The organism is Arthrobacter sp. LAR12-1-1.1 (assembly GCF_040676555.1).
Taxonomy (GTDB): domain Bacteria; phylum Actinomycetota; class Actinomycetes; order Actinomycetales; family Micrococcaceae; genus Arthrobacter.
This window is the reverse complement of record NZ_JBEGIG010000056.1, coordinates 29,030-50,195: the sequence shown is the minus strand read 5'-3', so window position 1 is coordinate 50,195 and position 21,166 is coordinate 29,030. Positions and strand designations below refer to the sequence as shown.

Below are 21,166 nucleotides of genomic sequence, written 5' to 3'. Positions count from 1 at the left end.
TGCCGCCAACGCGCAAGCGATGAAGCGGTGGTTGGGCAAGGCGGAAACCACGCTCGGCAACCATAGCGACCGCCTGAACGCCATCAACATCTTTCCCGTGGCCGACGGCGACACCGGCACCAACCTCTACCTGACCGTCCGCGCCGCGGCCCACGCCGCGGACGCCGTCGTCGACAGTGGCACGGCCACTGGCCAGTCCACGCACGCCGCCGCGAACCCGCACGACGTCGGCGCCGTCCTGGCGCAGGCCGGCCAGGTGGCCATGGAACAGGCCCGCGGCAACTCGGGAACCCTGTTTGCCGTCTTCCTCGCCGCCGCCGCCGAACCGCTGGCCGGGCACACCCGGATCAGCTCACCGCTGCTGGCCGCGGCCCTGAACCGGGCCCAGATCCGGGCCTGGTCCGCGCTGAGTGATCCCGTGCCGGGCACCATGCTCTCCGTCATGGAAGCCGCCGCCCGGGCCGCGGCCGCCGTCGACTCCGCGCACGACGGCGATGACAGCAACCAGACCCTCGGCCTGGCCCTGGATGCTGCCGTCGAGGCAGCCCTGGCCGCCGTGGTGCGCACGGAGGACCAGCTCGATGCCCTGCATGCCGCCCACGTCGTGGACGCCGGCGGTGTGGGCATGCTCCTGATCCTGGACTGCCTCCGCTCCGCCGTGCTGGGCGAGGAGCTCCAGAGCGAACTGCTGGACGGCCTGCACGGCTACGACGTCCAGGACCCGCATATCCACGTCGGCATGCCGCGCGACGAAGGCGTCGAAGTCATGTGCACCATTTCCCTGTCCCCGCTGGACGCCGCCATGATGCGCCAACGGCTCGACGAAATGGGCGACTCGGTGATCATGAGCCAGGTCGGCGGCGCTGCGGACGCCGCCGGGCACTACCGCTGGCGCGTCCACGTCCACGTCCTGGATGCCGAACCCGCCGTCGCGCTGATCCGTTCCCTGGGTGAGCCCACGGAAATTTCCGTGAGCGAGCTCGCCGTGCCGCGCGATCCGGACCCGCGGGCCGCCACTGTTGCCGCCTTCGATGCGCCCGCAATTGCCGCCGAAACCCGAAACCCCGACGGACATGCACGCTGAACTTGAACTGGGCCTGGAACGCCGCATCGGCAAGCGCTCCGCGGCTGTCATCGAAAAACACCTCGGCATCACCACTGTCGGCGGGCTCCTGAACTACTTCCCCCGCCGCTACCTCAGCCGCGGCGAGCTGACACCCATCAGCGAGGTTCCTCTGGACGAGGAAGTGACGCTGATCGCCCGGGTGGTCTCCAACAGCACCCGGCCCATGCGCGCCCGGCGCGGCTCCCTCACCGACGTCGTGATCTCCGACGACGCCGGCGGCAGGCTGCCGGGCACGCTCAAGGTCAGCTTTTTCAACGGGTTCCGGGCCAAGGCTGAGCTGCAGCCGGGCCGGCGCGCCATGTTTTCCGGCAAGGTCACCCGCTACGGCGGATTCCTCGGCCTGACCAACCCCGATTTCCTGCTGCTCGACGAGGACCCCGACACCCCCGGCATCGACCCGGAGAAGCTCGCCGCCATGCCGATCCCGGTGTACCCGGCCACGGCCAAGCTCACCAGCTGGTCCATCCAGAAGGTCATCTCGACGCTGCTGGACACCGTGGAGCTCGAAACCCTCGGTGACCCGCTGCCGGCGGAGATCGCGGCGCGGGAGAAGTTCCTGCCGGTCGCCGACGCGTACCGGCTGATCCACGCCCCGCAAACCCCGGCGGACTTCCAGCGCGCCCGCGACAGGTTCCGCTACCAGGAAGCCCTGGTGCTCCAGTCGGCCCTGGCCCGCCGCCGTGCCCAACTCGCCGCCGAGGAAGCAACGGCCCGCCGTCCGGCACTGGACGGGCTGCTGCCCGCGTTCGACCGCCAGTTGCCGTTCACGCTGACCGCCGGCCAGGCCGCCGTCGGCAAGACGCTCTCCGACGAGCTCGCCCAGGACTCGCCAATGAACCGGCTGCTCCAGGGCGAGGTGGGCTCCGGCAAGACGATCGTGGCCCTGCGCGCCATGCTGCAGGTGGTGGACGCCGGGGGACAGGCTGCCCTGCTGGCCCCCACGGAGGTCCTCGCCGCCCAGCACTATGAATCCATCCGGCGCACGCTCGGACCGCTTTCCCGGGACGGGATGCTCGGCGGGTTCGGCCCGGACGCGGTCCAGGTCACCCTCCTCACCGGTTCCATGCCCACCGCGGCGCGGAGGCAGGCCATGCTGGACGCGGCCTCCGGAACGGCGGGAATCGTGATCGGCACCCACGCTCTGCTGAGCGAGAACGTGTCCTTCTACGACCTCGGCCTGATTGTGGTGGACGAGCAGCACCGCTTCGGCGTTGAACAGCGCGACGCCCTCCGGGCCAAGGCCAGCAAACCGCCGCACCTGCTGGTCATGACCGCCACGCCGATTCCCCGGACTGTGGCCATGACCGTGTTCGGAGACCTCGAAACCTCCGTGCTGGATGAGCTCCCCGCCGGCCGCGCCCCGATCTCCACGCATGTGGTGGGACTCGCGGAACACCCGGGGTGGGCCACGCGCATCTGGTCCCGTTCGCGGGAGGAGATCGACGCCGGGCACCAGGTCTACGTGGTCTGCCCCAAGATCGGCGCGGACGACGACGGCGACTTCACCCCGGGCGAGGCCGAACCGTCCGCCGCGGACCTCGAAGGCGAGAACGGCTCACGCGAACTCGCCTCCGTCACCGGTGTCGTGGAGCACCTCCAGGACGAGCCGGCCCTCGCCGGGGTGGCTGTGGCGCCGCTGCACGGCCGGCAGGACCCGGTGCTGAAGTCCGAGACCATGGCCTCCTTCACGGCCAATCAGACCAAAGTGCTCGTCTCCACCACCGTGATTGAAGTCGGCGTGGACGTGCACAACGCCACGCTCATGGTCATTCTGGACGCGGACCGCTTTGGCATCTCCCAGCTCCACCAGCTGCGCGGCCGGGTGGGCCGCGGCGGGCTGCCCGGGACCTGCCTGCTGGTCACCACCCTGGAGCCGGGCCATCCGAGCCGGCGCCGGCTCGATGCCGTGGCGGCCACCACCGACGGCTTCGAACTGTCCCAGGAGGACCTCAAGCTGCGCCGCGAAGGCGACATCCTGGGTGCCTCGCAGTCCGGCGGGCGCTCCACCCTTAAGCTGCTGCGCGTCCTGGAACACGAGGACGTGATCGCCCGGGCCCGGCAGGACGCCCAGCGGATCGTGGCCGCCGATCCCTCACTGGCGGGCCAGCCCGGGCTCGCGGCCGCGATCGACGAATATTTGAACCCCGAGAAGGAGGCGTTCCTTGAACGCGGCTAACAGAATCCAGGCGCCGACGGTGGCGCGCCCATGAGCCGTATCATCTCGGGCGCGGCCGGCGGAACGACGCTGACCAGCGTCCCCGGGAGCCTGACGCGGCCCACGACGGACCGGGTCAAGGAAGCGCTGTTCTCCCGGCTGGACGCCTTCGATGTCATTGCCGGTGCGCGTGTGCTGGATTTGTACGCGGGATCCGGCTCGCTGGGTGTGGAGAGCGGCAGCCGCGGCGCCGACTCTGTGGATCTGGTCGAGTTCGATGCCAAGGCCAGCGCCGTCTGCCAGCGCAACGCGGACCTGGTCAACACCGTCACGGGCCGCAAGGTGGTCTCCGTGCACCGTTCCAAGGTCGAATCCTTCCTGGACCGGACCGCTGAGGCCGCGCGCTGGGACCTGGTGTTTCTGGACCCGCCCTACCCCCTGGACGAGCCGGCCCTGGCTGCCGTGCTGGCCAAGCTGGTGCCGCACCTGGGCGAGGGGGCCGTCGTGGTGGTGGAACGCTCATCCCGGACCCCCGAGCCGGCATGGCCCGAGGGCATGGAACGGTTTGCCGAGAAGAAGTACGGCGAAACCCGGCTGTGGTTCGCCGAGCCCGGTGTGGAAGCCGTGGAAACCGGGGTCGAATCCGTGGACGGCGTGGATTTAGAGGTCGGGGACTAACCGGCGAGCACGTCCAGTTCGACGCCGGCGAGCAGCCTGGCCGGATGCGGACCGCGCGCCGTGAGGGCCGCCGTCCAGACCGACGGCCACGGGCCCTGCGTCCCGGTCAGGATGATGTTCCCGGGGTACCGGCCGGTGAACATGCCGGCCTCGGCGAAGGCCGAGACGTCGGCCATGGCCCGGCGCATGGCCGCGGCCTGGCTCCGGACCAGGGTCAGCCCGGGTTCGTCGCCCACGTTGACAATCAAGACCCCGCGCGGTGTCAGCCGGGCGGCCGCCTCCTGGTAGAACTCGGTGCACGCGATGTGTTCGGGCGCCTCGGGCCCCGAGAAGATGTCCAGGATCACGACGTCGAAGCGCAGTTCCGCCGGAAGCCCGGCGAGGGCGTCGCGGGCGTCGCCGATCACCGTGTGCAGCTGCGTTCCCTCCGGCAGGGGCAGCTGCGCCAGCACGAAGTCCAGCAGTTCCCGCTCCAGCTCAACCGCATACTGGACCGAGCCGGGCCGGGTGGCCTGGATGTAGCGGGCCAGCGTCAGGGCGCCCGCGCCCAGGTGCAGGGCGCTGATGGGCTCGCCCCACGGGGCGGCGAGGTCCACCACATGCCCGATCCTGCGCAGGTACTCGTAGAAGATGTCCGCGGGATCAGCCAGGTTGACGTGGGACTGCTCGGCGCCGCCGATGCTCAGCACGACGCCGCCGTCGGTAAAGGGATCCGGTTCGATCGTGGCATGCTGCCCGGTGGTCCGCAGGAACCGCGAGGCTCCGGGTGGCTGCCCGGCCATGCTCAAAGCCTGTCGCGCAAGGTCGCCAGCCGCTCGGCCGCCTCTTCCAGCACGTGCAGCTGCTTGCAGAAAGCGAAGCGGAGCAGGCTGCGGGTGCGCTCGGCGCCCTCGGCGTGGCAGAAGACCGGCACCGGGATCGCGGCGACGCCCACCAGGGCCGGGAGCCTGCGGGCCAGCTCCACGGAATCGGTGATCCCCAGCGGAGAGGTGTCCACGTTCACGAAGTAAGTGCCCTGCGGCGTCAGGACGTCCAGGCCGGCTGCGCGGAGTCCCTCGCTGAGGACGTCGCGCTTGTACCGGAGCGTGTCGGCAATGCCGGCGTAGAACTCGTCCGGGAGCCCCAGCCCCACCGCGATCGCGGCCTGGAAGGGCGTGCCGGAACTGTAGCTCAGGAACTGCTTGACGGTCCGGGCGGCGGCCACGAGGTGCTCCGGCCCGGAGAGCCAGCCGATCTTCCAGCCGGTGAAGGAGAACGTCTTCCCGGCCGAGGAAATAGTCAGCGTGCGCTCGGCGGCACCGGGCAGGGTGGCCAGCGGGATGTGCTGCACACCGAAGGTCAAGTGCTCGTACACTTCGTCGGTGATGATGACGGCGTCGTATTTCGCGGCCAGTTCGACGACGCGCGCAAGCACCTCGCGGGGGAACACCGCGCCGGTCGGGTTGTGCGGATTGTTGACCAGCACCACCTTGGTGCGGTTATTGAACGCGGCCTCGAGCGCGGCCAGGTCCGGCATAAAATCCGGGGCCAGGAGCGGGGCGGTAACGTGCGTGGCGCCGGCGAGCCCGATGATGGCGCCGTAGGAGTCGTAGAACGGCTCAAACGTGAGCACCTCGTCTCCCGGACCGACCAGCGCGAGCAGCGAGGCGGCGATGGCCTCTGTGGCGCCGGTGGTGACGATGATCTCGGTCTGGGGATCGGGGGTGAGCCCGTAGAACCGCTCCTGATGGACTGCGATCGCCTCCCGCAGCGGCAGGATGCCCTTGCCGGGCGCATACTGGTTGGCGCCGGCGGCGATGGCGGCCTGGGCGGCCTCCTTGATCTCGACGGGGCCGTCCTCGTCCGGGAAGCCCTGGCCGAGGTTGATGGCGCCCGTGCTGAGCGCAAGGGTGGTCATCTCCTCGAAGATCGTGACGCCCAGCGAACCGTCGGGGGAGAGCAGGTTGGCGCCGGTTGCGGCGCGCTGCCACGGGAACTGGGGAGGGAGCTGGGACATTCAGCCATGTTATCCCGGCCTGCGGCGCGGATACGGTAGGTTCGGAGCATGAGACGCGCTGTTTGCCCTGGCTCTTTTGACCCCATTCACAATGGACACCTGGAAGTCATCGCGCGTGCCGCGGGCCTCTTCGACGAGGTGATCGTGGCCGTGTCCACGAACTACACCAAGAAGTACCGCTTCACCCTGGAGGAGCGGATCGACATGGCCCAGGAAACGTTTGCGTCCCTGCGCGGCATCGTGGTGGAACCCGTGGGGGAGGGGCTGCTGGCCGAGTACTGCCGCCAGCGTGGCGTGTCCGCGATCGTCAAGGGCTTGCGCTCGTCCTCGGACTTCGACTACGAACTGCCGATGGCCACGATGAACCGGCAGCTGACCGGCGTCGAGACGGTGTTCCTGCCCGCGGAAAGCCACTACCTGCACCTGTCCTCCACCCTCATCAAAGAGGTCTTCGCCCTCGGCGGGGACGTCTCGGACTTTGTTCCCCGGTCCGTGCTGAAACGGCTGGCTCCGGGCGAGCCGGTCCAGAACCGGGCGCGCAAAGTGTAAGCTTGACCGGTACTCGGCGGCCTGCTGCCGGTTGCGTGGCCCGAATCCAAGGCCGCTTGTGGTGTGAACCGCCGGCGTGCCCCGGTTTGAGTCCGTCCGGAAGTTCAGGCTAAGATAGTACGTCGGTCATATGTTCAACAGGAGTTCTCATTAAACGAGATGCTAGTTCGCCCTTGGCGTTCGACGTCAAGGACCTCGGACGCAGTCCGGGAAGCATGCGAACGCTGACGGAACATGTACCCGCGCCAAGTGATCTTGGTGTGGCGCTCATTGGCGTGCAGGAAGGCTCGGATATCGAGCTGGACCTGCGGCTTGAGGCCGTACACGAAGGAATTCTGGTATCAGGAACCGCGCTCGTTGAAGTAACTGGCGAATGCGGCCGATGCCTGGATCCCCTTGCGTATGACCAAGAGGTCGATGTGCAAGAACTTTTCTTCTACGAGGACGCTGTGTTCTCCGACGAGGAAGACGAAGAAGAGCAACGTCGAGTCGAGCACGATCTGATCGATCTTGAGCCGGTGTTGCGGGACGCAGTTGTCACCATACTGCCGTTCCAGCCGGTGTGCCGGGAAGACTGCCAGGGCCTTTGCTCCGAATGTGGAGTACGCCTGGAAGACGAGCCGGGGCATCACCACGAGGTCGTAGATCCTCGCTGGGCCGCCCTGGCTGACTTGGCTAAGCCTGACCGGCAAAACTGATTTGTAAGTGTTTTTCTAGAGAGAAATGAGTTAGCCGTGGCTGTCCCGAAGCGGAAAATGTCTCGCTCGAATACCCGCGCCCGCCGCTCCCAGTGGAAGGCAACTGCCCCCCACCTGGTGAAGACCGTAGAGAACGGCCAGGTTGTTTACAGCCTGCCGCACCAGGCAAAGGTCGTTACCGACTCGGCTGGCACCGCGCTGTTCCTTGAATACAAGGGCCGCAAGGTCGCAGACGTCTAATCCGCCGACAGGCTGAAAAAGATGTCTTCAACTGAAGAGCTTCTGAAGCGTCTCGGTGTCACTATTGACGCCGGGACGCTTCGTCTTGCGCTCACACACCGTTCCTACGCCTACGAAAACGGCGGCATTCCCACCAACGAACGGCTCGAGTTCCTGGGCGACTCCATCCTGGGCTTCTCCGTGACGGACGCGCTGTACCGTGACAACCCCACGCTGCCCGAAGGCGACCTGGCCAAGCGCCGCTCCGCCGTCGTCAGCACCCGGGCGCTGGCCGGCATCGGCCGCAGCATCGGGCTGGGCGAATACATCTACCTCGGACAGGGCGAGAAGCTCACCGAGGGCAAGAACAAGGCGTCCATCCTGGCGGACACCATGGAGGCGCTGATCGGCGCCACCTACGTCTCCAACGACATCGAGACGGCCCGGCAGCTGGTCATGCGGCTGGTCGGCCCGCTGTTGAAGGACGCCGCCGCCCTCGGCGCCGGTACCGACTGGAAGACGAGTATCCAGGAGCTGGCGGCCAGCCGGCAGCTCGGAACCATCAACTACGCCGTTGACGGCTCCGGGCCGGACCATGCCCGGACATTCGAGGCAGTGCTGCGGATCGGTGGAACCGACTATGGCACCGGCACCGGCAACTCCAAGAAGGAAGCCGAGCAGGAAGCCGCCGCCGATGCCTGGCGCCGGCTGACCGCCCCCTCCACGCCTGATCCGCAACAGCTGCAGCCCCAGACCGGCAGCTAGGCGGCCGCGTTGCCTGAACTGCCCGAGGTCGAGGTGGTCCGGCGCGGCCTGGTGAGCTGGGTGCGGGGCCGGACCATCACCTCTGTCGATGTGCTGGACCCGCGCTCCCTGCGCCGGCACGCCCTGGGGCCGGAAGACTTTGCCGGCAACCTTGAGGGTGCCCGGGTGCTGGACGTGGTCCGCCGCGGCAAATTCCTCTGGATGCCGCTGGCGGACACGCCCGCCCCGTCCGGGAGCAGTGTCCTGTCTGGGGAGCCGGTCCCGGGCGCAGAGCCAGCCCCCGCCGTCGCACTCATGGCCCACCTGGGCATGTCCGGCCAGCTGCTGATGCAGGACCCCGGCGTTCCGGACGAAAAACACCTCAAGGTCAGGCTGCGGCTCAGCCCCGCTGACGGCATGCCCGCACAGCTCCGGTTCGTGGACCAGCGCATCTTCGGCGGCCTGTTCCTCACCTCGCTGATCCCCACTGACGACGGCGGCCCAGGCGGCCTCGCCGAAACACCGCTGCCGCTCATCGCCGAGGAAGCCTCGCACATTGCCCGGGACCCGCTGGACCCCTGGTTTTCCTTCGAGGCCTTCTACCGGCGCCTGCGGGCACGCAAGACCGGGCTCAAGCGGGCGCTGCTGGACCAGGGCCTGGTCTCCGGGATCGGCAACATCTACGCTGACGAGGCCCTCTGGAAGGCGCAGCTGCACTATGCCCGGCCCACCGACACCCTGCGCCGTGCCGACGCGCTGCGGCTCCTCGACGCTGCCCGCGAGGTCATGACGGATGCGCTGGCCGCCGGAGGCACAAGCTTCGATTCGCTCTACGTCAACGTCAACGGCGCCTCCGGGTACTTTGACCGCTCCCTGAACGCCTACGGCCGGGAGGGCCAGGAATGCAAGCGCTGCGCGGCCGCCGGCCGGGTCAGCCTGCTGAGGCGGGAACAGTTCATGAACCGTTCCTCGTACACCTGTCCCGTCTGCCAGCCCCGCCCCCGGAACGGCCGCTGGTAAGCTTGGGCGGCCGCTAAATCCCCGGACTTCCGCGGTAACACAGGTAGATTTAGGGCTGGAAAGCACCCGCTGCCGCCACCGAAGAGAGCCGAAGCACCTTGCATCTGAAGAGTCTGACCGTCCGGGGATTCAAGTCGTTCGCCTCAGCGACGACATTTGAATTCGAACCGGGCGTCACCGCCGTGGTGGGCCCCAACGGTTCGGGCAAATCCAACGTCGTGGACGCGCTGGCGTGGGTCATGGGCGAACAGGGCGCCAAAACCCTCCGCGGCGGCAAGATGGAGGACGTGATCTTCGCGGGCACCTCGGGCCGGCCGCCCCTGGGCCGGGCCCATGTCTCGCTGACCATCGACAACAGCGACGGCGCCCTGCCGATCGAATACAGCGAGGTGACGATCTCGCGGACCCTGTTCCGGACCGGCGGCTCGGAATACGCCATCAACGGCGCCGGCTGCCGGCTGCTCGATATCCAGGAGCTGCTCTCCGACTCCGGCCTTGGCCGCGAGATGCACGTGATTGTGGGCCAGGGCCAGCTGGACAAGGTCCTGCACGCCACCCCCGAGGATCGGCGCGGCTTCATCGAAGAGGCCGCCGGCATCCTCAAACACCGCCGCCGCAAGGAAAAGACGGTCCGCAAACTCGAGGCCATGCAGGCCAACCTGTCCCGGCTCAGCGATCTCACCGGCGAAATCCGGCGGCAACTGACCCCGCTGGGAAAGCAGGCCGAAGTTGCCCGGCGCGCCCAGAGCGTCCAGTTCGAGGTCCGCGACGCCCGCTCACGCCTCCTGGCGGACGACCTCGTCCAGCTGCAGTCCGCGCTGGCCAAGGACGTCGCGGATGAATCGGCGCTCAAGGCCCGCCGCGGCGTCGTCGAACGCGACCTCGAGGCTGGACGGCAGCGCCAGGCGGTCCTCGAACGGCTCGCCGCCGAGGCCACGCCAACGCTGAACGCGGCGCGGGAGAACTGGTACTCGCTCTCCACCGGGCGCGAACGGCTCCGCTCGCTCGGCTCGCTCGCCGAGGAGCGCCGCCGGCTGCTCGGCGCAGCGGACGTGGTGCCGGACACCGGCCGGGATCCGGACCAGCTGGAGCAGCAGGCCGCCCGCGTCCGCGACGAGCAGGCCGGCCTGGAACGGCAGATCCTGGACCGGACGGAGGCCCTGGCCGCCGCGACAGCCGCCAAGCATAAGGCCGAACAGGCCGCCGCCGCCGAGGACAAGCGGCTCGCGGCCCTGCTCCGGGCCGCCGCGGACCGTCGTGAAGGCCTGGCAAAGCTCGCAGGGCAGGTCGGCGCGGCACGCTCCCGTGTCGAGTCGGCCCAGTCCGAGCTCGGACGCCTCCGCGAATCGCAAAAGGCCGGCGAGGAACGCCGCCGGCACGCGCACAGTGAGTTCACAGCCCTGGAGACGCAGGTGGCTGGCGTCGAGGACGGCGAGGAATCGCTCGACGCCGACTACGAGGCCGCAAGCGTTGCCCTCGACACGGTCATCGCCGAAATTGACGCCCTGAAGGCGGCCGAGCGCGACGGCGAGCGGGAACGCGGCGCCCTCATGGCCCGCCGCGATGCCCTCCAGCTCGGCCTGAACCGCAAGGACGGCTCCGGGCACGTGCTCGGCGCCGCCGCAGGGGTCCTGGCCGCCGGAGTGCTGGGACCCTTGGCGTCCATGATCACCGTGGAGGCCGGATTCGAGGCCGCCGTCGCCGCCGCACTCGGCAGCGCGTCCGACGCCGTGGTGGTCCGGGACCAGGAGACGGCCGCCGCCGCCGTGCGGCTGCTGCGCGAGGACGACGCCGGCCGCGCCGCGCTGCTGCTCGCCGGCGTTCCGGCCGGGCCCTCGCCACTGTTGGCCGGTGCGCTGTCGGCCGATGCATTAGCCGGCGGGAGCACGCTTCCCGCGGGCGCGCGCTGGGCCGCGGAGCTGGTTTCGGCTGCGGGTCCGGACGCTGCCGGCCTGCCGCTGGCTGCCCTGCTGGCCGGCGTCGCCGTCGTCGAGGATCTGGATGCCGCGGCGCAGCTGATCGCCGCGAGCCCCGGGCTCACCGCCGTGACCCGGGCCGGGGACGTCTTTACTGTGCTGACCGTGACCGGCGGTTCCGCGTCGGCGCCGTCGCTGCTGGAAGTCCAGGCCGCCGTTGACGACGCCGCCGCGAGGCTGGCCGCCGTCACCGCCGGGCTCGAACGCAACCGCTTCGCCCTCTCCGCCGCCCGGACCCGGCGCGCCGAAGCCCAGGACCGGGCGGACGCGGCCCTCGCAAAACTCCACGACTCCGACGCGAAACTCGCGGCCGTCGCCGAACGCCTGGGCCATCTGAACGCGGTGCTGCGCAGCGCCGTCGGGGAAAGTGAGCGCCTGGCCGCGTCCCTGGCCAGGGCCGAGGCCCAGATTGTCAGCGAACAAGATGCCCTGGAAGCGGTGGCGGCACGGCTCGCCGCGGCCACCGAAGCCCCCGCGGAGCAGGAACCCTCCCCGGAGCGCCGCGACGCCCTGGCCCTGGCCGCCTCGCTGGCCCGCACGGCCGAGATGGAAGCCAGGCTCGCCCTGCGCAGCGCCGAGGAACAGCTCACGGCCACCCGCAACCGGGCGGCCTCGCTGGAACGGGCCGCCGCCACCGAACGCCGCGCCCGCGAGGAAGCCGCGGAACGCGCCCGCCGCCGCCGGCTCCAGGCCCGGCGCGCCGCCGCCGTCGCCGTCGCCGTGCAGCACATCATCGGGTTCATCGACGTCTCCGTGGAGCTGGCCCGCCGGGAGCGGGACAGCGCCGAGGAACGCAGGGACGCGATGGACCGTGAGCTTGCCGGGGTCCGCAGCGGCAACGACGCCCTGGCCCGCGAACTGGCCGAGCTCACCGACTCCGTGCACCGCGACGAGCTCGCCCGCACCCAGCAGAGGCTTCGGATTGAGGCCCTGGAACTGAAGAGCGTGGAGGAGCTCGGCCTGACCGCAGAGCAACTCGTGGCCGATTACGGTCCGGACCGGCCCGTTCCGGTGCCGGCCGAGGACTCGGCGGACAAATGGGCCGCCCTGCGCGCCCCGGTGGACGAGGCCGGCCGCGAGATTTCCGAGGGCAAGCCCTTCGTCCGGGCGGAGCAGGAAAAACGGCTCAAACGCGCCGAACGCGACCTTGCGGCCCTCGGCAAGGTCAACCCGCTGGCGCTCGAGGAGTTCGCCGCGCTCGAGGAGCGCCACCAGTTCCTCAGCACCCAGCTCGAGGACCTGAAGTCCAGCCGCAGGGACCTGCTGGACATCATCAAGGAAGTCGACGACCGCGTCCAGAAGGTCTTCGCCGAGGCATTCGAAGACACCTCGCGGCAGTTTGTCCGCGTTTTCGCCCGGCTGTTTCCCGGCGGCGAGGGCCGGCTGGTCCTGACGGACCCCTCCGACATGCTCACCACCGGGATCGAAGTGGAAGCCCGCCCTGCCGGCAAGAAAATCAAGCGGCTCTCGCTGCTCTCCGGCGGCGAGCGTTCCCTGACGGCGGTGGCGCTGCTGGTGGCGATCTTCAAGGCACGGCCCTCGCCCTTCTACGTCATGGACGAGGTCGAGGCCGCGCTCGATGACACCAACCTGGGCAGGCTCATCACCATCTTCGAAGAGCTCCGCGAATCCAGCCAGCTGATTGTCATCACGCACCAGAAGCGCACCATGGAAGTCGCCGACGCCCTCTACGGCGTCACAATGCGCGGCGACGGCGTCTCCACGGTGATCAGCCAGCGGCTGGGCGCGGAGGTCTAGACAGCGGAGATCTGGGCGGGGCGGCGGCCCGGGTGTAACGAAAACGCTGGCCACGGCCCATTTGGGGTTTGTGAGAAGCTAGGGGAGTGAACGACATCCTCCCCATTATTCTGCCCATTCTCGCTGTCCTGGTGGTCATTGGTGTGCTGATCCCGGTGCTCATGAAGACCCGGAAGAACGCCAAGACCTATTCAGGCACGCGTGACGCAAACGACCCCGTGCAGGCCCCGGGAGCCGGAACCCTTGTGGAGGACCGTCCCGCGTCGGCGCCGGCACCGGCAAGAACCTCGCCGGACGCCGTCGAGCTCGAACAACCAGCGGTCGAGGTGCCGGACAACGCCGCCGGCCTGGAAACTGTGCCGGTGGAAACCCCGCTGCCGGTGGCCGGACGCCTCGCCCGGCTGCGCGAGCGGCTGGTCAAGTCCAACAACGTCCTGGGCAAAGGCCTGCTGGCCCTGCTCTCGGCCGACAAGATCGACGAAAACGTCTGGGATGAAGTCGAGGAAACCCTCCTGCTGGCCGACCTCGGCACCGAACCGACCATGCAGCTCGTGGACGCGCTCCGCGAACGCGTCAAGGTGATCGGCACCCGGGACCCCGAGCACGTCAAGGCCCTGCTCCGCGAGGAACTCATCAAGCTCGTGGACCCCACCATGGACCGCAGCCTGAACGTCCAGCGCCACGCCGACAAGCCCGCCGTCGTGCTGGTGGTCGGCGTGAACGGCGTCGGCAAGACCACCACCGTGGGCAAGCTCGCCCGCGTGCTCGTGGCCGAGGACAAGGACGTGCTGCTGGGCGCCGCCGACACCTTCCGCGCCGCGGCCTCCGAACAGCTCGCCACGTGGGGCCAGCGCGTCGGGGTCCCCACCGTCAAGTCCGACGTCCACGGCGCGGACCCGGCCTCGGTGGCCTACGAAGCGGTCCAGGCCGGCATCGACCAGGAAGTCGACGTCGTCATGATCGACACCGCGGGGCGCCTGCAGAACAAGGTGGGCCTCATGGACGAGCTCAGCAAGGTCAAGCGGGTCATCGAGAAGCTTGCCGAGGTGGACGAGGTGCTGCTGGTCCTGGACGCCACCACCGGCCAGAACGGACTCAACCAGGCCCGGGTGTTCTCCGAGGTCGTGAACATCACCGGGATCGTCCTGACCAAGCTGGACGGCACCGCCAAGGGCGGGATCGTCGTCGCCATCCAGAAGTCCCTCGGCGTCCCGGTCAAGCTGATCGGCCTGGGCGAAGGCGCGGACGACCTCGCACCGTTCGACGCCGAAGGATTCGTGGACGCACTGCTGAACTGACACGATCACGCCAACGCCCGGCTGGGGAATCCCAGCCGGGCGTTTTGCGTGGGCGGGCATTGAGTTCCGGGGCGACGTGCTCGTCTACGGATCCTCCGGGCCGCTGCGTCCTGTTAACTCTGCCGCTTAACTCTGCCGCGCCTCTTCCGCGCGCATGGCGGCGATGACGCCGCCATCGATCAGGAGGTCGGCTCCGGTAATGAAGCCGCCCTCTGGCCCCAGCAGGAGGGCTCCCGCTTCGGCGACGTCGGTGGGGGTGCCGATGCGCCCGGCAGCCGACGTCGCGATCATGTGGCGGTAGCCGTCGCCGTCAGGACCGGCCATTTCTTCCTGGGCCAGCGGCGTGGAGATAATGCCGGGACTTATTGAATTAACGCGTGCTCCGCGCTCTCCCCAGGTGACAGCCGCGGCCTGCACGCGCACCGTATTGGCACGCTTGGCCAGGATGTACGCATCCCGGGAGGTCCCCGCTGCCGCGGGCGCCAAGGACGCCAGGGCCAGCAGGTCCGACGCCGGGGTGAAGGCCCACGCACGCTCGACCTCGTGCGGAAATCCGTCGCCCATGTGACCGGCCATGCTGGAGATGACGACGCCGGAGCCCCCGGACGCGATGACGCGGCCGAATTCTTCGAGGACGAGCGCGGTGCCGAGCAGGTCGACTTCCAGGACCCTCTGAGTCGTCGCCTGAACGGGTGAGACGCCGGCTGCGTGCACCACGCGGGTGACCGGTCCCATCGCCGCGGCCGCGTCGGCCAGAGCGGCCACCGCGGCGCGGTCGGAGACGTCGGTGACCTGGGTAGCCACGTCGTAGCCTTCGTTTCGGAGCTGCTCGGCGACAGTAGTCATGGTCGTCTCGTTGTAATCGGCCAGCAGGATTGTGCGGCCGACGCCGGCGCGTCGGACGATCGCGAGACCAATGCTGCCGGTGCCGATGAGGACTGCAGTTTCCTTGTTCATATTCTGTGTTTCCTTCTGCTGGTGTGCGGCTTGTCGAGACACCAGATTTTCGTGTGGGGGAACGGGAGCGGTTCGTGTGAACCCGGGTGACGGCGCCGGCGGGCCGGTGTGGTCCGGGACCAGCGTCGGAAAGCCGACGGGAGGTACAGGGCCGTTCTGGCCCGCCCACTCTCATGCGCCTCTCTATCCAGCTAATCGCGCATCACCCGGGTGAGGAAGTGCCCGTTGATCCACGTACTGGCAGGTCCCCCCGCGGCAACACTCGGCGGGCTCTCGTGCGCGGCGCATCCCGCGCAGGCCGGTTCGACGCCGCCGCACTGAAGGTTGTGGGCGAGCTGACCCGGGCGGCGACTCTCGCGGACGCGGTCGCCGGCATCGATGCGGTCATCTTCACCCAGGGCTCCGCCTACGGCGACGCCACAGCGGCAGAAGCCGGATTCCTCCCCTCGCTCCGGGAAGTCCACCTGCCCCCGGAGGTTGTGCTGCTGGTCTTTCTGCCGCCCTGCGCCTGAGGCTGCTCGCCCGCAAACGAGCATCCGTCGTCCGGCTCCGCGACGAACGCCGGATCGACGACACCGTGCTCCGCCAAGTGCAGGCCGACCTGGACATTGAGGAGGTGCGCCTCTCCCGGCGCGAAGTCGTCGACTGAGGCAGTGGCTTGAGAAATCTTCGTTAAACACGACACGGTCATTGCAACTCCCAAGAATTCTGGGTGTTGCAATGACCGCTGGAACCGACGGACAGGACCGGGGCACTCTCTTTTGCCGCTGGGACGGGCTAGTACGTCAAGCGGCTAGTACTTGAAGTTCAGGACCGTCACTGTTCCGGCGGTCAGCTTGAACTGCTGCGCCGGGGACTTGTACGCGAAGCCGGGAACCGTGGCGCGCTGGGCGAGGGGCTTGGGCTCGGTCTTGGCGCCGTCGATGACGGTCTGGTCCTCGGCTGAGTAGCTGGGGCCGCTGAGCTGCGTCATGGTCCCGGTTACCGGCCTGCCCGGCAGGTTCAGGGTGACGAGAGTCTGCGCGGCCTTTTCGGGGTCGTTTTCATTCACGATCACGACACTCGTGCTGCCGTCCGCGTTCTGCAGCGCGTAGCTGAAGGCCAGCCCGCCTCCTGCGCTGTTCAGTTTCATGAACTTGCCGGCCTCGAGCTCGGCCACCATGGAGATGCCGAAGAAGTTGGCACGGCCGGACATCTGGCCGTTGCCGAACGGGTAGGCGCCGGCACTGCAGATGGCGGACAGGGGCGGGCCGCCCTTGCATGTGAGCAGCGAGCTGTGGAAACCGATCCGGGTAATGCCCAGCTGGGCGGCGTTGAGGGCATAATCAGCCGCCCACAGCGCCGAGGCATGCGTGCGCGAGGTCTCGTTCGAGCCCGGGCAGGCCGCGATCCCGGTCTCCGGGAGCCAGGTCTCCAGGCCCGCTGCCTGGCCGACCTTGAGGGCAGACTGCTGGTAGTCGGCGGCACGGTCGTGCATCAGTTGGCTCATCAGGTTGGCAATGGTGGGCGAGCCCTTGGGATCACTGCCGTCACAGCTGTAGAGCGGGTAGTTGTGGAACGTCAGGATCTTCTTCTGCGGGATGTCCGCATCGACGAAGGGCTGCCACCACTTCTGGTCGTAGGCGCCCGGGCCGGAGATGGGCACGTTGGGGGCCACGGCATAGATCGCGTTGGCGTAGTCCTTCAGTTCCCGGACGTACTGCTCCAGGCTGTAGCCACTGCCGGTCTTGACGTCGTTGAAGACGAAGCCGTTGGGCTCGTTGCCCACCGTGATGCTGAGCAGCCGGTCGCCGAAGATCTCCGAGGCGTTTTTGACCATGTCCGCTGCCCGGGCCGGGTTGTAGTGGCCCAGGTCCACCGTGAGGCTGACCTTGGCGTCGCCGGCCTCAAGCAGGGTCTTGAGCCGGGCAAGGTCTGCCGGGCCCACGGCCTTGACCGGGTGGGTCTTGTCTCCCTTGTAGTCGGAGGGGACACCCTCGCCGGTGGAGGTCCAGAAGAAGCGGCGGTCCACGGCGTTGCCGCCGAAGCGCAGGACGGGCTGGTCGATCTCCTTCAGGAGCTTGACCATCGACGCGTTGTCGCTGCTGAGGTCCGGATCGGCCAGATCCGTGGCCTCGAGGGAGATTCCGGTCAGGCCCTTGTTCAGGGAGGTGCCCACGAGGTCGTTGGAGACGTCGACGTTGAGGGGCTCAACCTTCTCCAGCGGTGACCCGGCCGGCGGGCCCGGCTGCGCGTAATAGGTGACAGGGGGGCCCACCTCAGCCGCGGTGGGCGCCGGTGCCGCCGACTGGGCGGTCTTGGAAGCGGCCGGCGGGGCCGGCGTCGGGGAGCCGAGCGCGAGGGGAATCAGGACGGCCGTTGCTGCGACGACGGCGACGATTCCGGCGCCGGCAACCATCCGTGCGCGCTTTCTTTTCCCCGTGTTCGTTGGATCGGCGGGGTCGGGGCTATCGGCTTTTCCTAGGGAAGAGTCGAATCTGGCCATGGGGGATTACCTCCGGAAGATTGTGGCACGTGCCCCCAGCTTAGCCAAGGGTGACGGCCTGCGCTGACCGGTAGGTCCTGAACGGGGTCCCGGTCACGGTCCCGGGCCAGGTCCGGGGAGGGTCCTGGACAAGGTCATTGACAGGACTGCACGCGCGGCGGACCGGCGGCGGCAACGCCGCAGGTCAGGCGCTCTTTGCTGCCGGCCGGGCGAACGTTTCGCGGGCCGGCAACCACACTGCGGCGGCGGCCAACAGCATGCCGCCGGTGACCCCGAAGGCCCAGCCGTAGCCCAGGCGGTCCGCCAGCAGCCCTGCCACCACCGGCCCGACGATCGCGCCGCTGTCTGAGGCCATCTGGAAGACGGCCAGGACGCGGCCACCGGAGCGCTCGTTGCCGATCACATCGGCGATCGCGGCCTGCTGGGCCGGTCCCAGCAGGCCGGAACCGATCCCGGCGCAAGCGGAGGCGAGCAGGAACCAGGGCAGCTGGTGCGTGAATCCGATGGCCGCCGTGGCAGTGCCAGTGACCAGCAGCCCGGCGAGTAGGAGCGGCTTGCGGCCAAGGCTGTCCGCGAGCCGGCCGGAGAACGTCAGCGCCACCGCGTTTCCGCCCGCGAAAACCGCCAGGGCCCAACCGGCCGATTCCGGACCCGCGCCGAGCGCCACGACGGCGAAGAGCGGCACTGTGGCCATCCGCACCCCGAAGGTGGCCCAGCCGTTGGCAAAGCTCGAAAACAGGCCGGCCCGGTAGGCGCTGTCCCGCAGCGCGTCGCGGAGTTCCATCGCCGGAGCCGTGGCGCCGGGCTGCCGGGCGGCGGCCGGGACATGGCTGAGCTGGGTCTGCACCACGAGGGCCGCCAGCACCAGGGCCGCCGCGTAGGCCAGGAACGGCACCCGCAGGCCGAAATTGGCGAGCAGCCCGCCGACGATCGGGCCGCAGACGTTTCCGATCAGGAAGGCGGAGGCATAGGCCCCCGAGACCCGGCCGCGGCTTTCCGGCGGCGCGAGCCGGACCACGAGTGCCATGGACGCCACAGTGAACATCACCGAACCGGCCCCGCCCAGGCCCCGGAAGACCAGCAATTGCCAGTAGTCCTGGGCGAAAGCGCAGGCGGCCGTCGACGCAGCCACGATCAGCAGCCCGGCCACGTAGACGGGCCGTTCGCCCAGCTTCACGATCAGGGCGCCGCCCGCCGGGGCGAAAACGAGCCGCATGAACGCGAAGATGCTCACGATCACGGCTGCCGCCGTCGCGCCGACGTCGAACGTGGTGGCGAACTGGGGAAGCACCGGTGCGACGAGGCCAAAGCCGATCGCGATCAGGAAGGCCGCCACCAGCATCACCTTGATGTCCCGCGGCAGCCGGGAACGCCCCGGGGCCGGCGCGGGCGCCATGGCTGCGGCTTCGCCGCCGGGGCGGGAGGTTTTGCTCATGATGCGTTCGTCCTTGGGCAGATGCGGGGCCGGCTGGCGGCGGGGTCCTTCAAGCGCGGAATTGATTCGATGAAACATAACCGTAACAAGTGTGAGATGCACCATTTACGTCCGGGAGGTTCTTGTAACAACCCGGCAATGTAAATCCTCCGCCAGCGAAACACGGCCCCGCGAAACTCGATGTAGAACGCAAATAATGCGTTGGGACCGGCGGACTACTCCGCACCTATTGCAAGAGAGGACGTAGACCATGGAACTCACCGCAGGTCTCGTTTGGCTCCTGGTCGCCGCGGCACTCGTGCTGTTCATGACCCCGGGCCTGGCATTCTTCTACGGCGGCATGACTCGCGCCAAGTCGGCCTTGAACATGATGATGATGAGCTTCGTCGCCATTGGAACCGTGAGCATCATGTGGGTCCTGTGGGGCGCCTCGATGGCCACCAGCAACGAAGACAACTTCTACCAGATCTTCGCCAACCCGTTCAGCCACTTTGGCCTGCACGGCTTCACCGAACCGGCTGATCTGCTCAAGGTTGGCTACGCGGCCACCTTCGCCATCATCACGGTGGCCCTGATCTCCGGCGCGGTCGCCGACCGCGCCAAGTTCTCCGCCTGGGTGGTCTTCACCCCCATCTGGGCCACCCTCGTCTACGCGCCGCTGGCCTTCATGGTCTGGGGCGGCGGACTCTTCTCCGCCAGTGGCTGGTTCGGCCAGACGTTCGCGCCGGTCATCGACTTCGCCGGCGGCACCGTGGTCCACATCAACGCCGGTGTCGCGGGCCTGATCCTGGTCCTGATCATCGGTAACCGCAAGGGCTTCGGCAAGGACCCGAACCACCGCCCGCACAACATTCCGTTCGTCATGCTCGGCGCTGCAATCCTGTGGTTCGGCTGGTTCGGCTTCAACGCCGGTGCCGCTGCCACTGTGGAGCAGGCCGGCCTGATCTGGATCAACACCCTGGCTGCCCCGGCCGCCGCCATGCTCGGCTGGCTTGCGGTGGAACGCTTCCGCGACGGCCACCCGACCTCCCTCGGTGCCGCCTCCGGCGTGGTGGCCGGCCTGGTCGCCATCACCCCGGCTTGCGCCAACGTCTCCCCGCTGGGTGCGATCGCCCTCGGCGTCGCTGCCGGTGTGGCCTCCGCGCTCGCCGTCGGCCTGAAGTTCAAGTTCGGCTACGACGACTCGCTCGACGTCGTCGGCGTCCACCTCGTCGCCGGTGTTATCGGGACCGTGGCAATCGGCTTCCTCGCCACCCCGACCCAGGGCGCTGCGGGCCTGTTCTACGGCGGCGGAACCACGCAGCTGGTCGCCCAGAGCCTCGCGGCACTGATGGCCATCGTCTTCACCGCCGTGATGACGTTCATCATCGCCTTCCCGGTCCACAAGCTCATGGGCTTCCGTGTCTCCCAGGAACAGGAAGTCGTCGGTGTGGACCTGAGCCTGCACGCAGAGACCGCCTACGAGTTCGGCGTCGGCGGGCACGGCGGCAGCTTCCAGCCGCTGCACGAACTGATCACCGGCAAGCCGATGGGCGAAGAGGCAGTCGACGAAGTGCCGGTGGACGCCGCGTCCAACGGCAAGCAGAACGCAACGGGTAAGGAAAGTGTGGGGGCATGAAACTGATCACGGCAATCGTCCGTCCGGAAAAGCTTGAGGCTATTCGCGAAGGCCTGGAGGCCTACGGCGTGCAGGGACTCACGGTCAGCGCGGCCAGCGGCTACGGCCGGCAGCGCGGCTACACCGAGGTGTACCGCGGGGCCGAGTACAACGTGGACCTCCTGCCCAAGATCCGGGTAGAAGTCCTGGCCACCGACGAACAGGCGGACGACATCCTGGATGTCATCATCGCCAGTTCGAACACCGGCCGGGCCGGCGACGGCAAGGTCTGGACGATGGATGTGTTCGAGGCTGTCAGGGTCCGCACGGGAGAGCGCGGTTCGGCAGCGATCTAGCTGCTCCCCGCTCCGCACCACCGAAGCCGGTACTGACACAGCGGCACTGACACAGCGGGCCGGATGCCTGAGAGGCATCCGGCCCGCTTTTGTCGTCCCTGTTGCCTCGCCGGCGCTAC

At 68.6% G+C, this 21,166-nt stretch carries 18 protein-coding genes; 13 read left to right on the top strand and 5 right to left on the bottom strand.

The genetic code is table 11. The features are described 5' to 3' along the window. Positions 1 to 19 precede the first annotated feature (19 nt). The 3 genes from MRBLAR12_RS20195 to rsmD are packed head-to-tail and all read left to right on the top strand — an operon-like array spanning position 20 to position 3,959. Positions 20 to 1,084, top strand: a complete 1,065-nt coding sequence (locus MRBLAR12_RS20195) for a DAK2 domain-containing protein (protein WP_229992717.1) — start codon at positions 20 to 22, stop codon at positions 1,082 to 1,084. Beyond that, a complete protein-coding gene (locus MRBLAR12_RS20190) occupies positions 1,074 to 3,302 on the top strand; it encodes an ATP-dependent DNA helicase RecG (RefSeq protein WP_364747985.1) in 2,229 nt (742 codons plus the stop codon). Before MRBLAR12_RS20195 ends, MRBLAR12_RS20190 begins: the two co-directional genes overlap by 11 nt. A gap of 30 nt (positions 3,303 to 3,332) precedes the next feature. Beyond that, complete coding sequence (rsmD, locus tag MRBLAR12_RS20185; protein ID WP_229992682.1) at positions 3,333 to 3,959, top strand: 16S rRNA (guanine(966)-N(2))-methyltransferase RsmD; 627 nt, start codon at positions 3,333 to 3,335, stop codon at positions 3,957 to 3,959. On the opposite strand, the gene MRBLAR12_RS20180 is transcribed toward rsmD, so the two are convergent. Together MRBLAR12_RS20180 and MRBLAR12_RS20175 are read right to left on the bottom strand one after the other, a co-directional pair. Next, positions 3,956 to 4,741, bottom strand: coding sequence for a spermidine synthase (locus tag MRBLAR12_RS20180; protein WP_229992681.1), 786 nt, complete (start codon positions 4,739 to 4,741; stop codon positions 3,956 to 3,958). The genes rsmD and MRBLAR12_RS20180 overlap by 4 nt on opposite strands. Before the next feature lie 2 nt (positions 4,742 to 4,743). Further along, complete coding sequence (locus MRBLAR12_RS20175) at positions 4,744 to 5,955, bottom strand: aminotransferase class I/II-fold pyridoxal phosphate-dependent enzyme (RefSeq protein ID WP_229992680.1); 1,212 nt, start codon at positions 5,953 to 5,955, stop codon at positions 4,744 to 4,746. A gap of 48 nt (positions 5,956 to 6,003) precedes the next feature. Here MRBLAR12_RS20175 and coaD point away from each other — a divergent pair, with 48 nt between their 5' ends. The 7 genes from coaD (at position 6,004) to ftsY (ending at position 14,217) form a co-directional block, all read left to right on the top strand. Continuing rightward, positions 6,004 to 6,504, top strand: a complete 501-nt coding sequence (coaD, locus tag MRBLAR12_RS20170; RefSeq protein WP_229992679.1) for a pantetheine-phosphate adenylyltransferase — start codon at positions 6,004 to 6,006, stop codon at positions 6,502 to 6,504. 173 nt (positions 6,505 to 6,677) lie between these two features. Further along, on the top strand, positions 6,678 to 7,202 hold the full coding sequence (locus MRBLAR12_RS20165) for a YceD family protein (protein ID WP_229992678.1): 525 nt from the start codon (positions 6,678 to 6,680) through the stop codon (positions 7,200 to 7,202). Positions 7,203 to 7,238: 36 nt separating this feature from the next. Further along, positions 7,239 to 7,442, top strand: a complete 204-nt coding sequence (gene rpmF, locus MRBLAR12_RS20160; protein ID WP_056738282.1) for a 50S ribosomal protein L32 — start codon at positions 7,239 to 7,241, stop codon at positions 7,440 to 7,442. Positions 7,443 to 7,463: 21 nt separating this feature from the next. Next, complete coding sequence (gene rnc, locus MRBLAR12_RS20155; protein ID WP_229992677.1) at positions 7,464 to 8,186, top strand: ribonuclease III; 723 nt, start codon at positions 7,464 to 7,466, stop codon at positions 8,184 to 8,186. Between the two features lie 9 nt (positions 8,187 to 8,195). Beyond that, the gene (gene mutM / locus MRBLAR12_RS20150; RefSeq protein ID WP_364747978.1) at positions 8,196 to 9,185 is read left to right on the top strand and encodes a bifunctional DNA-formamidopyrimidine glycosylase/DNA-(apurinic or apyrimidinic site) lyase; all 990 of its coding nucleotides are present in this window, start codon (positions 8,196 to 8,198) and stop codon (positions 9,183 to 9,185) included. 98 nt (positions 9,186 to 9,283) lie between these two features. Next, entirely contained in the window at positions 9,284 to 12,919 is a 3,636-nt protein-coding gene (smc, locus tag MRBLAR12_RS20145) for a chromosome segregation protein SMC (protein ID WP_229992675.1), read from the top strand. Between the two features lie 86 nt (positions 12,920 to 13,005). Continuing rightward, positions 13,006 to 14,217, top strand: a complete 1,212-nt coding sequence (gene ftsY, locus MRBLAR12_RS20140; RefSeq protein WP_364747975.1) for a signal recognition particle-docking protein FtsY — start codon at positions 13,006 to 13,008, stop codon at positions 14,215 to 14,217. A gap of 126 nt (positions 14,218 to 14,343) precedes the next feature. On the opposite strand, the gene MRBLAR12_RS20135 is transcribed toward ftsY, so the two are convergent. Beyond that, positions 14,344 to 15,174 (bottom strand): SDR family oxidoreductase, encoded by an 831-nt coding sequence (locus tag MRBLAR12_RS20135; RefSeq protein ID WP_229992673.1) that lies wholly within the window; start codon positions 15,172 to 15,174, stop codon positions 14,344 to 14,346. A gap of 275 nt (positions 15,175 to 15,449) precedes the next feature. Here MRBLAR12_RS20135 and MRBLAR12_RS20130 point away from each other — a divergent pair, with 275 nt between their 5' ends. After that, entirely contained in the window at positions 15,450 to 15,686 is a 237-nt protein-coding gene (locus tag MRBLAR12_RS20130; RefSeq protein ID WP_229992672.1) for a hypothetical protein, read from the top strand. A gap of 281 nt (positions 15,687 to 15,967) precedes the next feature. Here the strand turns inward: MRBLAR12_RS20130 and MRBLAR12_RS20125 are convergent, their stop codons facing one another. Further along, on the bottom strand, positions 15,968 to 17,572 hold the full coding sequence (locus tag MRBLAR12_RS20125; RefSeq protein ID WP_364747972.1) for a hypothetical protein: 1,605 nt from the start codon (positions 17,570 to 17,572) through the stop codon (positions 15,968 to 15,970). 271 nt (positions 17,573 to 17,843) lie between these two features. Beyond that, positions 17,844 to 19,055, bottom strand: coding sequence for an MFS transporter (locus MRBLAR12_RS20120; protein WP_414645556.1), 1,212 nt, complete (start codon positions 19,053 to 19,055; stop codon positions 17,844 to 17,846). Between the two features lie 289 nt (positions 19,056 to 19,344). On the opposite strand from MRBLAR12_RS20120, the gene MRBLAR12_RS20115 reads away from it, so the two are divergent. Beyond that, positions 19,345 to 20,712: an ammonium transporter gene (locus MRBLAR12_RS20115; protein WP_364747966.1), complete on the top strand. Its 1,368-nt coding sequence runs from the start codon at positions 19,345 to 19,347 to the stop codon at positions 20,710 to 20,712. Continuing rightward, a complete protein-coding gene (locus MRBLAR12_RS20110; RefSeq protein ID WP_028276847.1) occupies positions 20,709 to 21,047 on the top strand; it encodes a P-II family nitrogen regulator in 339 nt (112 codons plus the stop codon). Before MRBLAR12_RS20115 ends, MRBLAR12_RS20110 begins: the two co-directional genes overlap by 4 nt. Positions 21,048 to 21,166 lie beyond the last annotated feature (119 nt).

Coding starts and splice junctions, on each gene's coding strand:
- MRBLAR12_RS20195 (WP_229992717.1), top strand. CDS start 20: ATGAAGCGGTGGTTGGGCAAGGCGGAAACCACGCTCGGCAACCATAGC.
- MRBLAR12_RS20190 (WP_364747985.1), top strand. CDS start 1,074: ATGCACGCTGAACTTGAACTGGGCCTGGAACGCCGCATCGGCAAGCGC.
- rsmD (WP_229992682.1), top strand. CDS start 3,333: ATGAGCCGTATCATCTCGGGCGCGGCCGGCGGAACGACGCTGACCAGC.
- MRBLAR12_RS20180 (WP_229992681.1), bottom strand. CDS start 4,741: ATGGCCGGGCAGCCACCCGGAGCCTCGCGGTTCCTGCGGACCACCGGG.
- MRBLAR12_RS20175 (WP_229992680.1), bottom strand. CDS start 5,955: ATGTCCCAGCTCCCTCCCCAGTTCCCGTGGCAGCGCGCCGCAACCGGC.
- coaD (WP_229992679.1), top strand. CDS start 6,004: ATGAGACGCGCTGTTTGCCCTGGCTCTTTTGACCCCATTCACAATGGA.
- rnc (WP_229992677.1), top strand. CDS start 7,464: ATGTCTTCAACTGAAGAGCTTCTGAAGCGTCTCGGTGTCACTATTGAC.
- MRBLAR12_RS20135 (WP_229992673.1), bottom strand. CDS start 15,174: ATGAACAAGGAAACTGCAGTCCTCATCGGCACCGGCAGCATTGGTCTC.
- MRBLAR12_RS20125 (WP_364747972.1), bottom strand. CDS start 17,572: ATGGTTGCCGGCGCCGGAATCGTCGCCGTCGTCGCAGCAACGGCCGTC.
- MRBLAR12_RS20120 (WP_414645556.1), bottom strand. CDS start 19,055: ATGGCGCCCGCGCCGGCCCCGGGGCGTTCCCGGCTGCCGCGGGACATC.
- MRBLAR12_RS20115 (WP_364747966.1), top strand. CDS start 19,345: ATGGAACTCACCGCAGGTCTCGTTTGGCTCCTGGTCGCCGCGGCACTC.
- MRBLAR12_RS20110 (WP_028276847.1), top strand. CDS start 20,709: ATGAAACTGATCACGGCAATCGTCCGTCCGGAAAAGCTTGAGGCTATT.